The following is a 13,398-nucleotide window of genomic DNA, read 5'->3' as shown; positions in this document are numbered from 1 at the left end:
TCGGCCGAGACCGGCCAGAAGTTCCCCAAACGCACGTCCGCAAGGCCGTGCCGATTCACTCATATTGTCGACGAATAGTTAAGCAAAACAAAAGGCTGTCAGCGCCACACCGCCGATCAATTCGACGTTTTGCACGGCCTATCCCCTGCTCGTCCACACCCCCATCGATGTGCCGTTTCGGACTTGAATCGGCGATGAATGGCGACGCGGCGATGCCGATCCCGGAACTTCAAATCGCCGCGCGGCTGTTCCCCTGTGGCAATCCCGCGGCAGGCCCTTTAAATTACCTCGATGGGCGCGAAGGCAATCCCCAAGACGTCGCCGGACGACGGCAAATCTTCCACCACGTCGACCTATCTGGTGGCGGGGCAGATCGTTGTGGCGCCCAAGGCCCGGCCTGGATTGCATCTGGTGGCGACGCCGATCGGCAATCTCGGCGACATCACGCTGCGCGCGCTGGAAACCCTGGCCGGCGCCGATCTCATCTTGTGCGAGGACACCCGAATCACGCGACGCCTGACCGAGCGTTATGGCCTGGCCGCGGAACTCGCAGCCTATCACGAGCACAATGCCGAAGCCGTCAGGCCCAGGATTCTGCAGCGCCTCGCCGAAGGCACGACCATCGCGCTGGTGTCCGACGCCGGCACGCCGCTGATCTCCGACCCCGGCTACAAGCTGGTGCGCGAGGCGTGTGCGGCCGGGTATGCCGTCACCGCGCTGCCGGGCCCCTCCGCAGTGCTCGCGGCGCTCAGCGTCGCGGCGTTGCCGACCGACCGCTTCTTCTTCGAGGGGTTCCTGCCGGCCAGGCAGCAGGCGCGGCGCGCGCGGCTGGCCGAGCTCGCGCGCATCGACGCGACGCTGGTGCTGTTCGAGGCCGGCAGCCGGGTTCAGGAGACGCTGGCTGATCTCGCCGAGGCCATGGCTGGCCGCCAAGCCGCGATCTGCCGCGAGCTCACCAAGCTGCACGAGGAGGTGCTGCGCGGCGCCACCGGCGATCTCGCTGCAGCGGCCGGCGATCTCGAAACCCGCGGCGAGTTCGTGCTGGTGATCGGTCCGCCGCCACGCGGCGCCGGCGTGTTGACGGCGGATGCCCTCGACGCCGTGCTGAAGGATCTGCTGCAACGATCGAGCGTCAAGGATGCCGTCATGCATGCGGTCGAGCTCTCCGGCCGGCCGCGCCGCGAAGTCTATGCGCGCGCGCTCGAGCTGGCGAAGGACGCGCGGTCAGGGTCGGCCGATGGCGAAGACTGAGCGCGCGTCCGCCGACAAGCCGGCCAAGACGGCTGCGCCGGAGCGCGTCGCCGCCTTTCGCACCGGACTATCGGCGGAGGCCCGCGCGGCAGCGCTGCTGATCGCCAAGGGCTATCGCATCCTCGCCAAGCGCTTCCGCACGCCGCATGGCGAGATCGACATCATCGCGCGCAAGCGCGGCCTCGTGGCGTTCGTCGAGGTCAAGGCGCGCGCCTCGCTCGACGATGCCGCCTATGCGGTGACGCCGCGCCAGCAGCAGCGCATCATCAATGCCGCGCAGGCGTGGCTGATGGCGCATCCCGACCATGCCGAATTGGAGCTGCGCTTCGACGCGATTCTGGTTGCGCCGCGCAGCCTGCCGCGCCATCTGATGGCGGCCTTCGACGCCAGCACCTGACATGACCCGACTGCAGAGAGCAGGGACCTGCCCATGAAACTGAATGTCGCCGTCCAGATGGACCCGATCGCGCGCATCAACATCCGCGGCGACTCGACCTTCGCGATGCTGCTCGAAGCGCAGCGGCGCGGCCATGGCCTGTGCTATTACACGCCGGACAAGCTGTCGCTGCGCGGCGAGGAGCTGTATGCGCCGGTGCAGGCGCTGACGGTGCGCGACCAGGTCGGCGACCACTTCACGCTCGGCGAACCGAAGCCGACCGCGCTGACCTCGTTCGACGTCGTGCTCCTGCGCCAGGATCCGCCGTTCGATCTCGCCTACATCACCTCGACGCATTTCCTCGAGCGCATCCATCCGAAGACGCTGGTGGTCAATGATCCCGCGAGCGTGCGCAACGCGCCGGAAAAGCTGTTCGTGATGAACTTCCCGCAACTGATGCCGCCGACTTTGATTTCGCGCGACCTCGACGAGATCAACGCCTTCCGCGATCAGCACGGCGCCGTGGTGATGAAGCCGCTGCATGGCCATGGCGGCGCGGCGGTGTTCCGCGTCATGCCGCAGGACATGAATTTCGGCTCGCTGTTCGACATGTTCTCGGTGACGTTCAAGGAGCCCTGGGTGATCCAGCGCTTTCTCCCCGAGGTGAAGCATGGCGACAAGCGCATCATCCTGGTCGACGGCGAGTTCGCCGGCGCCGTCAACCGCGTGCCGGCGGCCGACGATCTGCGCTCCAACATGGTGCGCGGCGGCGCCGCGCAGGCCACCGATCTCAGCGCCCGCGAGCGCGAGATCTGCGATACGCTGGGTCCGGAGTTGCGCGCGCGCGGGCTATTGCTGGTCGGCATCGACGTGATCGACGGCAACCTCACCGAGATCAACGTGACCTCGCCGACCGGCATCCGCGCGATCTCGCGGCTCGGCGGACCCGACATCGCGGCCCGCGTATGGGACGTCATCGAGAGCAAACGGCGCTGATCAAGCGCCGTCCCACTTCGCTGGGGATAAGGCCAACCAACGCGATCAGTCCGATGCGTCAGAGGCGAGGCGGAATCGCTCACATCGGCGCAATTCATGCTATGACGCCATTCTCATGCGTCTCGTCCTGACCACCTGGAACATCAACTCGGTGCGCCTGCGCATCGACCTCGTCGCCAAGCTCATCAAGCAGGTCAGGCCCGATGTCCTGTGCCTGCAGGAGACCAAGTGCATCGACGACGCTTTCCCGCTGAAGCGCTTCAAGCGGCTCGGCTATGAGCACGTCGCACTGAACGGGCAGAAGGGCTATCACGGCGTCGCCGTGATCTCGAAATGGCCGTTCGAGGAGACCAACGTCCGCACCTTCTGCGACAAGGTGGATTCGCGCCACATCACCGTGGCATTCGGCGAGAAGGCGCAGCTCGCGCAGCCGCTGGTGCTGCATAATTTCTATGTGCCGGCCGGCGGCGACATTCCCGATCCCGCGCTCAATCCCAAATTCGAGCACAAGCTGCAATTCCTCGACGAACTGAAGGCGTGCGAGCCGCTGCATCCGCGCGGCGACGCCCGGCATATCCTGGTCGGCGACCTCAACGTCGCGCCGCATGAGCACGACGTCTGGTCGCACAAGCAGCTCCTGAAGGTGGTGTCGCACACGCCGATCGAATGCGAGAAGCTGCTGGCGGCGCAGACCCATGGCGAATGGGTCGACGTCGCCCGCGAACGCATCCCGATGTCGGAGAAGGTCTACACGTGGTGGAGCTACCGCGCCGCCGACTGGACCGTCGGCGATCGCGGCCGAAGGCTCGACCACATCTGGGTGTCACGCGCCCTGAAGGACCGGGTCAGCGACTTCAGGATCCTGCGCGACGCCCGCAGCTGGGAGCGACCGTCGGATCACGTGCCGGTTACAGTGACGCTGGACGTGTCATAGCGAAGCAGACCCGGTCGGCCACGCGAATCACGATGTCAGCTTGGCGCCGGCAACCATGATGTCGTTGGCTATACGGCTGGCGCGGTGGGCGAACTCGTCGCGCAGCCGGCGCGCAGCCTTGGCGTCGCTTTCCAGCACACGCTGAAACAGGCTGCGCGAGATCCGCACCACGGTCGAATATTCCAGCGCCGTCGCTGTCGCCGGACGCCGCATCTCGACCAGCAGCGCCAGCTCGCCGATCAGCATGGTCGGCGTCGCAACGATCTCGGCACCGACCTCGTCGCTGATGCGCAATGACCCGCGCTGGACGACATAGCCGCAATCAGCCGTGTCGCCTTCCCGGAACAGGGTCTCGCCGCTCTGGATGTTACGCTGCTCGGAACCGATGGCGATCATGCGCAAGGACTCGCTTCCCAGCAGCCGTAATGTTGGGACGCGCTCCAATAGCGCAATATCGTCTTCGATCGACATCAAGGGCCCGGGGAAGGCGGAATGGAACCAATATCATAGATGGCGAAACCGCCATCCCCGAACCTATCACGGTACCAACTTGTAGCCACCGGCCTCCGTCACCAGAATCTCCGGATTAGCGGCATCCTTTTCGATTTTCTGCCGCAGACGGTAAATGTGCGTTTCCAGCGTGTGGGTGGTGACGCCGGAATTGTAGCCCCACACCTCCTGCAGCAGGGTCTCGCGCGACACCGGCTGCTGGCCGGCGCGGTACAGGAAGCGCAGGATCGCCGTTTCCTTCTCCGTCAGGCGGACCTTGCGGGCATTGGCGCCGGTCAGCATCTTCGAGCCCGGCCGGAAACTGTAGGGGCCGACCGAGAACACCGCGTCCTCGCTGGCCTCGTGCTGGCGAAGCTGGGCCCGGATGCGGGCCAGCAGCACGGCAAAGCGGAAGGGCTTGGCGACATAGTCGTTGGCGCCGGATTCGAGCCCGAGAATCGTATCGGAATCGGTATCGTGCCCGGTCAGCATGATGATGGGCGCCTTGAAGCCGCCCTTGCGCAGGGACCGCACCACTTCGCGGCCATCGGTGTCGGGCAGGCCGACGTCCATCAGAACCAGGTCGGGTGAATTGGCCTTTGCGGCGGTGGCGCCTTTGGCGCCGGTATCGACGGCCTGGGCTTCGAACTCGTCATGCAGCGAGAGCTGCTCCATCAGGGCATCGCGCAGATCGGTGTCGTCATCCACGATCAGGATCTTGCGGGCATTGGCCATTGTACAATCCTCTAGGTGGCGCCGGCGGGATCGGATGGGTGGCGCCGTCAACGGTGGGCAAACAGGCTCATCAGCCCTGTTCCGTCTTGAAGTAAGGGGCTGTTACCGATTCACAAGCGCCCGGGACTCTACTTCAGAATTGGGCAGGGATTGAGATGATTGTCCTGTTCGACCCTCGCGGCGGACCATTTGCCGACATTAAGGCAATTACCGGGCAGTCCATGGCAATGAAAAGGCACGTTGTTTCATGTCGTTATCGAAGGTGAAGCCTGGCATGCCAGCATCGCGAATCTTGATTCGCGCCAAAGCCGGGTCGCGGCAGCGCGGCTGGCTCCATGTCTGGGGCCATGCCATCCCGGTGGCGCTCGGCCGCGGCGGCGTCCTGGCCAACAAGCGCGAGGGCGATGGTGGCACCCCCCGGGGGACCTTCCGGCCCCGGCAGCTGTGGTGGCGGGCCGATCGTCATCCGCGTCCGCGGACCTTTCTTCCGATCCGAGGGATCGGTCCGGAGGACGCCTGGTGCGAGGACCCGGCCGACCGGCACTACAATCGGGCGATCCGGCTGCGCGGCGACCGGCCCGGGGACCGGCTGGCGCGCCAGGACCATCTCTACGACTTCATCATCGAGATCGATCACAACACGCGACCGCGGATCGCGGGCCGCGGCAGCGCCGTGTTCCTGCATCTGGCGCGGCCGAATTTCGGCCCGACCGCAGGCTGCGTGGCCATGACCCGACCGGCGATGCTGCGTCTGTTGCAAAGGATCGGCCCGCGCACCAGGATCGTCATCCAATAATGTAAGGGAGGACGACGTCATGCGCGCACCGGATCAGCCAGCCAGCGCCTCGGGCATCCTGCGCCAGCATTGGAGCGAAGGCCGGAAGCTGGCGGCGCTGCCGCCGGAGCTGCGTCCACGCGACCGCGCAGAGGGCTATGCGGTCCAGGCCGAGCTCGAGCGCCACTCGCCCAAGCCGCTATTTGGCTGGAAGATTGCGGCGACCAGCGAGGCCGGCCAGCGCCATATCAATGTCGCCGGTCCGATGGCCGGGCGAATCCTGGCCGAAACGGTGCTGCCGGTCGGCGGCACCGCGTCGATGGCCGGCAACGCGATGCGGGTCGCCGAGCCGGAATTCGCCTTCCGCCTCGGACGCGATCTGCCGCCCCGGCCGACACCCTATAATGTCGCGGAGGTGCTGGCCGCGGTCGACACGCTGCACCCCGCGATCGAGATTCCCGATTCGCGGTTCGCCGACTTCGTCAGCGCCGGCGAGGCGCAACTGATCGCCGACAATGCCTGCGCGCATCTGTTCGTGCTGGGCGAGGCCAGCACCGCCGACTGGCGCAGCCGCGACCTGATCGCGGAGCGGCCGCGGATCACGCTGCGTGGCGAGACCTTCATCGGCCACGGCCGCAACGTGCTCGGTGATCCCCTGATCGCGCTGGCCTGGCTGGTCAACGAGCTCAGCGCGCTCGGCGTGCCCGCGCGGGCAGGGCAGGTGATCACGACCGGCACCTGTCATCCGCCGCTGCCGATCGACAGCGACGACCACATGGAGGCCGATTTCGGCGATCTGGGGCAGGTATCGGTGCGGTTCGAGTAGGGACCTGCCGCGACCGCGCCCTCTTCAGCGATGCCCGAAGATCGCCGAGCCGACACGGACATGTGTGGCGCCAAACTGGATGGCGATGGCGAAATCGGCGCTCATGCCCATCGACAGATGCGCGAGGCCGTTGCGGGCGGCGATCTTGGCGGTCAGCGCGAAATGCGGCCCGGGTGCTTCGTCGACCGGCGGAATGCACATCAGCCCTGAAATCGTGAGCCCGTAATCCGTGCGGCAGGCGGCGATGAAGGCGTCGGCGTCGCCGGGCGCGATGCCCGCCTTCTGCGGCTCCTCGCCGGTGTTGATCTGGATGAACAGTTGCGGATGCCGGCCCTGGGCGGAAATCTCCTTGGCAAGCGCCACGCACAGGCTCGGCCGGTCCACCGAATGGATGGCGTCGAACAGCGCCACCGCCTCCTTGGCCTTGTTGGATTGCAGCGGCCCGATCAGGTGCAGCGCGAGTCCCGGATGCGCGGCCATCAGCGGCGGCCATTTGGCTTTGGCTTCCTGAACGCGATTTTCACCGAACACGCGCTGTCCGGCCGCGATCACCGGCTCGATCGCGTCGGCATCGAAGGTCTTCGACACAGCGATCAGCGTGACCGAGCCGCGATCACGTTTGGCGTCGCGGCAGGCCCGCAGAATCTCCTGCTCGACGGCGGCGAGCGCGGACGGCGAGGACGAGGTTGAGGCGTTCGATTCATCAGGCACGATGGCGTCCGTCGGTAGATTACGGGTTTGGCTGCAATTTTACGCAGTTCGAGAAAAGGTTCTTGAGCCCTTCTCCTTACCCTCCACGGCCGGGGGTAGGGGGAAGAAATGCCAAGCATCCGGTTCAATCGCAATAGAGTGAAGCTGAACCGGCTGATGGGGATCCGCGCCCGGCTGGCGCTGCTCGCCCTGATCCTGGTGGCGCCGCTGATGCTGGAACGTGCGCGCTCGCTGGAAGGCGCCAGGACAAGGCAGATCGCGCTCGCATCGGAGGAATTCTCCAGCCTCGCCCGGCAGAGCGCCGACATGCAGCGCGAGGTCATCATGTCGGTGGAGACGGTGCTGAAATCGACCGCCTATGTCCGGGCGTCGAGCACCGGCGTGAGCCGCAGCTGCGACATGATGCGCGCCAGCCTGCCGGCGACCCTGCCGTGGATCCGCACCCTGATGATCGCCGGCCGCGACGGCCGCATCCAGTGTTCGACCAACAACCAATATGTCGGGCTCGATTTCAGCGACCGGCCATATTTCCGTGGCGCCCAGGAATCACGTGATTTCGTGTTCAGCGACTACCTGCTGTCGAAACCGTCGCACGTGCCGATCGTCATGGCCGCCTATCCGGTCGGCGCCATCACCGGCGAGCCGGACGCGGTGATGCTGGCGAGCGTGAACCTGGAATGGATGTCCAAGATCATGAGCAATCTTGGCGGCCGTCCCGGCATCACGGCGGTGCTGATCGACAGCGAGGGAACCGTGCTGGCGGCGCCCGCCGACCGCACCGAGCTGATCGGCCGGCCGCTCGACAGCGTGCCGTTGTTGTCGGCCGTTGCCGAGACCGCGCTGAGCTCGGGCAAGCCGTCCGAGACGATGAGTTTCACGGCGGCGGATGGCTCCAAGCGCGCGATCACCTTCACCCGGATCGCCGACACCGGCTCGCGGCTGATCGTCAGCATCGATGAGACGCGCGTCACCGCCGCCATCGACCGCGAGATCCGCAATGCCTATCTGCAGGCTGGCCTCGTCTGCCTGATCGTGCTGCTCGGCGCGCTGATCGCCGCCGAGAAGCTGATCGTGAAGCCCGTCAGCATGCTCGCCGCGACCGCCAAGCGCTTCGGCCACGGCCACTGGTCGGCGCGCGTCACCACCAAGCATCTGCCGTCGGAGTTCGTTCCGCTGGCAAAGTCCTTCAATGCGATGGCCGCCAAACTCGGCCAGCGCGAGCGCGAGCTGGTCGCCGCCAATGACCGGCTGACGGTGATGGCGTCGATCGACATGCTCTCGGGCCTCGCCAACCGCCGCGGCTTCCAGAACCGCATCGACGTCGAATGGAGCCGCGCGCAGCAGGCCGGCACCGAGTTGTCGCTGCTGATGATCGACGTCGACCACTTCAAGCTCTACAACGACACCTATGGGCACCCTGAGGGCGACGCCTGCCTGTCACGTCTCGGCGAGACGCTGTCGCAGATCGCCGGTGCAATGACGGCTTTCGCCGGCCGCTATGGTGGTGAGGAGTTCTGCCTGTTGCTGCCGGGCATGGGTGCGAGAGAGGCGCTCGCGGTCGGCGAGCAGGTGCGCGCCACGGTGCTGGAGCTCGAGCTGCCGCACGCGACGTCGGCGCATCGATGCGTCACCGTGAGCGTCGGTGTCGCCTCGACCCGGCCGAACGAGTCGCTGATGCCCTCCGACCTGATCGAAGCCGCCGATGCCGCGCTCTATGCGGCCAAGCATCGCGGCCGCAACACGGTCATCGCGCATGGCTTCGCGGATGTCGCGGATGACAGGAGCGGCGTGGCACGCGCCGGATAGGGCTGCGCCGCGGCCAGCGATCAGCCGACCGCGAGCTTCCGGTCGAGCTCGAGCTCGGTGACCACGCGGTTTCGGCCGAGCTTCTTGGCGAGATACAGCGAGCGGTCGCAACGGTCGATCAGATCAGCCATCGATTCGCCGAACTGGAACTGGCCGACGCCGATCGACACCGTGATCTGCGGCAGCACCTCGCCGGTCGAGCGCCGCGTGAACTGACAGTCGGCGATGGTGCGCCGGATGCGCTCAGCGATGACGGTGCAACCTTCGAGGTCGGTCTGCGGCAGCACCGCGATCAGTTCCTCGCCGCCGTAACGCGCCGGAAGATCCTTGTCGCGGACGCGCTCGCGCAATGCCTTGGCGACGAGGCGCAGCACCTGATCGCCGACGCCATGGCCGTAATTGTCGTTGAACTTCTTGAAGTGGTCGACGTCGATCAGGAGAATGCTGAGCGGTTCGTCGCGCTCCATCGCCTCGACCTGTGCATGGCGGAAGAACTCTTCGAGCGCGCGCCGGTTCGGCAATCCGGTCAGCGTGTCGGTGCGGGCGCGCTGCTCCGACTTGTTGAGCGAGTCCCGGATGGTGTCGAGCTCGCGTGACTTCTCGGCAAAGCTCGCTTCGAGTTTCGCCGCACGCGCGGTTGCCTGGGCGAGCTCACTGACCAGGTTCTCGATCAGGATCTTCGGATCGACACCCTGCTCGCTGCGTTCGGCGACGCCATCGATCGCCGCCATGTGCGTGCGGTTGTCGGCGATCGCGGCCGTCAGATACTGCTTGGCGGAGTCCATCACGCCATGCAACTGCTGCGAGACTTTGTGGACGACAGCCGCTTCCGTACCCTGCTGGCCGATATAGGTGTCGAACAGCGCCTGGTTGGTGGTCTTGTCGAACTTGCGCTTGTTGCTGACCAGGATGTCGACGGCGCGCTTGAGATCCGACGCCGAGCCCAGTGAGTACTTGAACCACAGATGGAAGTTGTTAGGCGTCGGTGGCACGCGCTGTTGAGCCATGGATTTCATGGCCTTTTCCGCGACCGTCGTCGCGTACTCGAAGTCAAGCTCGTCGAACGTAGCGCCGGACACGATGTGGAGTGATCCCAGATGCGGGCTGATGCCTGGATGTATGCACTCAGTCTCCCATTCAAGTCTTAACCGTGCCTCAATCGGACCTTCGACACAGCCGGCGGAGGCTGCAAAAAACTCGCGATTACCGTCGCTTAGCGGATGCCCAAAATGGTATCATCATCTGTCGCCCCATTGACCGGGCTGCCGCTTTTGTGGCCTAGTCCGCCGTCTTCAAACGACGCGAATCCTCGAAAATTATAAGCGATTCCATGACATCCGAACGCTACAACGCCCGTGAAGCCGAGCCGCGCTGGCAGCGCCAGTGGGACGAGAAGGCGATCTTCGCCACCAGGAACGACGATCCGCGTCCGAAATACTACGTACTCGAGATGTTTCCCTATCCGTCGGGACGCATCCATATCGGCCATGTCCGTAATTATACGCTCGGCGACGTGCTGGCGCGCTTCATGCGCGCCAAGGGCTTCAACGTGCTGCATCCGATGGGCTGGGACGCGTTCGGCCTGCCGGCGGAGAACGCCGCGATCGAGCGCAAGGTCGCGCCGAAGGCATGGACCTACGACAACATCGCCGCGATGAAGAAGCAGCTGCGCTCGATCGGCCTGTCGCTCGACTGGGCCCGCGAATTCGCGACCTGCGATCCGTCCTACTACAAGCACCAGCAGAAGATGTTCCTCGACTTCATGCAAGCCGGGCTGGTGGAGCGCGAGCAGCGCAAGGTCAACTGGGATCCGGTCGACATGACCGTGCTCGCCAACGAGCAGGTCATCGACGGCCGCGGCTGGCGGTCCGGTGCGGTGGTCGAACAGCGTGAGATGAACCAGTGGGTGTTCAAGATCACGAAGTACTCGCAGGAGCTGCTGGACGCGCTCGATGGTCTCGACCGCTGGCCCGACAAGGTCCGGCTGATGCAGCGGAACTGGATCGGCCGCTCCGAAGGCCTGTTGATCCGCTTTGCGCTGGATCCCAAGACGACGCCGGCGGGCGAGACCGAATTGAAGATCTTCACGACGCGGCCCGACACGCTGTTCGGCGCCAAGTTCATGGCGATCTCGGCGGACCATCCGCTGGCGCAAGCCGCGGCCGCCAAGAACCCGGAGCTCGCCGCGTTCATCGCCGAGATCAAGCGGATCGGAACCGCGCAGGAGGCGATCGACACCGCGGAGAAGCAGGGCTTCGACACCGGCATCCGCGCCGTGCACCCTTTCGACCCCAGCTGGACCTTGCCGGTCTATGTCGCGAACTTCGTGCTGATGGAATACGGCACCGGCGCCATCTTCGGCTGTCCGGCGCACGACCAGCGCGACCTCGACTTCGTCAACAAATACGGCCTCGGCAATGTCCCGGTGGTCTGCCCCGAGGGCCAGGACCCGTCGAGCTTCGTCATCACCGACACCGCCTTCGACGGCGACGGCCGGCTGATCAATTCGCGCTTCCTCGACGGCATGACGATCGCGCAGGCCAAGGACGAGGTCGCCAGGCGGCTGGAGACCGAGCAGCGTGGCGGCGCTGCCGTCGGCGAGCGCCAGGTCAATTTCCGCCTGCGCGACTGGGGCATCTCCCGGCAGCGCTACTGGGGCTGTCCGATCCCGGTGATCCACTGCGCCAAGTGCGACGTCGTGCCGGTACCGCCGAAGGACCTGCCGGTGGTGCTGCCGGACGACGTCAGCTTCGACAAGCCAGGCAATGTGCTCGATCACCATCCGACCTGGAAGCACGTCACTTGCCCGACATGCGGGGGCAAGGCGTTGCGCGAAACCGATACCATGGACACCTTCGTGGACTCGTCCTGGTACTTCGCGCGCTTCACCGATCCGTGGAACGAGACCTCGCCGACCACGCCGGCGGTGGCCAACCGGATGATGCCGGTCGACCAGTATATCGGCGGCGTCGAGCACGCGATCCTGCATCTGCTCTACAGCCGCTTCTTCACCCGCGCGATGAAGGCCACCGGGCACGTCGCCATGGACGAGCCGTTCGCCGGCATGTTCACGCAGGGCATGGTGGTGCACGAGACCTACCAGAAGGCCGACGGCACTTACGTGAACCCGGCCGAGGTCAAGATCGAGGTTGGCGGCAATGGCCGCCGCGCGGTGCTGAGCGCGACCGGCGAGGACATCACGATCGGCCCGATCGAGAAGATGTCGAAGTCGAAGAAGAACACGGTCGACCCCGACGACATCATCGAGAGCTACGGCGCCGACGTCGCGCGCTGGTTCATGCTGTCGGACTCGCCGCCGGACCGCGACGTGATCTGGAGCGACGAGCGGGTGCAGGGCGCGGCGCGCTTCGTCCAGCGTCTCTGGCGGCTGGTCAACGAATCGGTCGCGGCGTCCGCCGAAACCCCCTCCCCCCGTCCCGCCGCCTTCGGCGCCGACGCGCTGGCGCTACGCAAGGCGGCCCACGGCGCCCTCGACAAGGTGACCGGCGGCATCGAGCGGCTGCACTTCAACGTCTGCCTGGCGCATATCCGCGAATTCGCCAACGCGCTGGCCGACGTCCTGGCGCGGCCGGCCAAGCCGGCCCCCGACCTGGCCTGGGCGATTCGCGAGGCTGCGGGGATCCTGGTGCAGCTTTTCTCGCCGATGATGCCGCATCTGGCCGAGGAATGCTGGCAGTTGCTGGGCCACACTGGGCTGATCTCGGAGGCGTCCTGGCCGCAAATCGAACGAGATTTGCTGGTTGAGGACAGCATGAGCCTGGTCGTCCAGGTCAACGGCAAGAAGCGCGGAGAAGTCACAGTCGCCAGCAACGCGCAGAATCCGGAAATTGAGGCTGCCGTTTTGGCCCTCGATGCAGTAAAACTGGCGCTGGATGGCAAACCCGTCCGCAAGGTGATCATTGTTCCCAAGAGGATCGTGAATGTCGTCGGCTAGGTTTCGGATCGCTGCTCGGCTTGTTGCCGTGGCCGCTTTGGCCGCGCTGACGGCAGGCTGCTTCCAGCCGATGTATGCGGAACATACCGACGGCACGCCCGGCCTGCGTGAAAAGCTTGCCGGCATCGAGCTGCCGCCGGTCGACAAGCCGAACGCCTCGCCCGAGGCGCGCATCGGCGTCGGCATCCGCAACGCGCTCGCCTTCAAGCTGTACGGCACCGCAACCGGCACGGCGCCGACCCACAAGCTGGTGCTGCGATTGCAGACCAGCCGGTCCTCGCTGATCGTCTCGCAGACCACCGGCCTGCCGACCACCGAAAATGTCGGCCTCGACGTGCAGTACAATCTGGTCGAGCTGGCGACCAACAAGTCGGTCATGACCGGAACGACCTTCGCGCGCACCTCCTACGACATCCCCGGCTCGTACCAGCGCTTCGCCCGGCAACGCGCCTTCCGTGACGCCGAGGATCGCGCCTCCGAGGAGGTTGCCGAGAAGATCAAGACCCGGCTCGCGGCCTATTTCACCGCGGGCACCTGACGCACG

Annotated in this window: 13 protein-coding genes; 9 read left to right on the top strand and 4 right to left on the bottom strand. The window is 65.7% G+C overall.

Annotation, left to right across the window (positions count from 1 at the left end; genetic code table 11):
* Positions 1-291 precede the first annotated feature (291 nt).
* The 4 genes from rsmI (at position 292) to ACQR1H_RS20270 (ending at position 3,557) form a co-directional block, all read left to right on the top strand.
* Complete coding sequence (gene rsmI / locus ACQR1H_RS20285) at positions 292-1,251, top strand: 16S rRNA (cytidine(1402)-2'-O)-methyltransferase (protein WP_434908094.1); 960 nt, start codon at positions 292-294, stop codon at positions 1,249-1,251.
* A complete protein-coding gene (locus ACQR1H_RS20280) occupies positions 1,238-1,648 on the top strand; it encodes a YraN family protein (RefSeq protein WP_434908093.1) in 411 nt (136 codons plus the stop codon). Before rsmI ends, ACQR1H_RS20280 begins: the two co-directional genes overlap by 14 nt.
* Before the next feature lie 33 nt (positions 1,649-1,681).
* Entirely contained in the window at positions 1,682-2,623 is a 942-nt protein-coding gene (gene gshB / locus ACQR1H_RS20275; RefSeq protein WP_315805601.1) for a glutathione synthase, read from the top strand.
* Between the two features lie 115 nt (positions 2,624-2,738).
* Positions 2,739-3,557: an exodeoxyribonuclease III gene (locus ACQR1H_RS20270; protein WP_434908092.1), complete on the top strand. Its 819-nt coding sequence runs from the start codon at positions 2,739-2,741 to the stop codon at positions 3,555-3,557.
* A gap of 27 nt (positions 3,558-3,584) precedes the next feature.
* Here ACQR1H_RS20270 and ACQR1H_RS20265 read toward each other — a convergent pair whose 3' ends face one another.
* Positions 3,585-4,028 carry a cyclic nucleotide-binding domain-containing protein gene (locus ACQR1H_RS20265; protein ID WP_434884054.1) on the bottom strand — a complete coding sequence of 148 codons (444 nt, stop codon included), beginning with the start codon at positions 4,026-4,028 and terminating at the stop codon, positions 3,585-3,587.
* Between the two features lie 66 nt (positions 4,029-4,094).
* Positions 4,095-4,781: a response regulator transcription factor gene (locus ACQR1H_RS20260; protein WP_315716813.1), complete on the bottom strand. Its 687-nt coding sequence runs from the start codon at positions 4,779-4,781 to the stop codon at positions 4,095-4,097.
* 274 nt (positions 4,782-5,055) lie between these two features.
* Between ACQR1H_RS20260 and ACQR1H_RS20255 the strand changes: the two genes are divergently transcribed.
* A complete protein-coding gene (locus ACQR1H_RS20255; RefSeq protein WP_434882252.1) occupies positions 5,056-5,577 on the top strand; it encodes a L,D-transpeptidase family protein in 522 nt (173 codons plus the stop codon).
* Positions 5,578-5,596: 19 nt separating this feature from the next.
* A complete protein-coding gene (locus tag ACQR1H_RS20250; protein WP_316183025.1) occupies positions 5,597-6,382 on the top strand; it encodes a 2-keto-4-pentenoate hydratase in 786 nt (261 codons plus the stop codon).
* A 24-nt stretch (positions 6,383-6,406) separates the two neighbouring features.
* On the opposite strand, the gene ACQR1H_RS20245 is transcribed toward ACQR1H_RS20250, so the two are convergent.
* Positions 6,407-7,093 (bottom strand): YggS family pyridoxal phosphate-dependent enzyme, encoded by a 687-nt coding sequence (locus ACQR1H_RS20245; RefSeq protein ID WP_315800891.1) that lies wholly within the window; start codon positions 7,091-7,093, stop codon positions 6,407-6,409.
* A 108-nt stretch (positions 7,094-7,201) separates the two neighbouring features.
* Here ACQR1H_RS20245 and ACQR1H_RS20240 point away from each other — a divergent pair, with 108 nt between their 5' ends.
* Complete coding sequence (locus ACQR1H_RS20240; protein WP_315800890.1) at positions 7,202-8,899, top strand: sensor domain-containing diguanylate cyclase; 1,698 nt, start codon at positions 7,202-7,204, stop codon at positions 8,897-8,899.
* 20 nt (positions 8,900-8,919) lie between these two features.
* Here the strand turns inward: ACQR1H_RS20240 and ACQR1H_RS20235 are convergent, their stop codons facing one another.
* The gene (locus ACQR1H_RS20235) at positions 8,920-9,906 is read right to left on the bottom strand and encodes a GGDEF domain-containing protein (protein WP_315800933.1); all 987 of its coding nucleotides are present in this window, start codon (positions 9,904-9,906) and stop codon (positions 8,920-8,922) included.
* A gap of 323 nt (positions 9,907-10,229) precedes the next feature.
* Here ACQR1H_RS20235 and leuS point away from each other — a divergent pair, with 323 nt between their 5' ends.
* Both leuS and lptE read left to right on the top strand, forming a co-directional pair.
* On the top strand, positions 10,230-12,854 hold the full coding sequence (gene leuS / locus ACQR1H_RS20230) for a leucine--tRNA ligase (protein ID WP_434908091.1): 2,625 nt from the start codon (positions 10,230-10,232) through the stop codon (positions 12,852-12,854).
* Positions 12,841-13,392: an LPS assembly lipoprotein LptE gene (gene lptE, locus ACQR1H_RS20225; RefSeq protein WP_315800888.1), complete on the top strand. Its 552-nt coding sequence runs from the start codon at positions 12,841-12,843 to the stop codon at positions 13,390-13,392. The genes leuS and lptE overlap by 14 nt, the downstream gene beginning before the upstream one ends.
* Positions 13,393-13,398: the final 6 nt, after the last annotated feature.

The sequence above is a fragment of the Bradyrhizobium sp. HKCCYLRH2015 genome, from assembly GCF_051168215.1.
Taxonomy (GTDB): Bacteria; Pseudomonadota; Alphaproteobacteria; order Rhizobiales; family Xanthobacteraceae; genus Bradyrhizobium.
The sequence above is the reverse complement of the archived record's forward strand: the minus strand, read 5'-3'. Positions and strand labels throughout refer to the sequence as shown.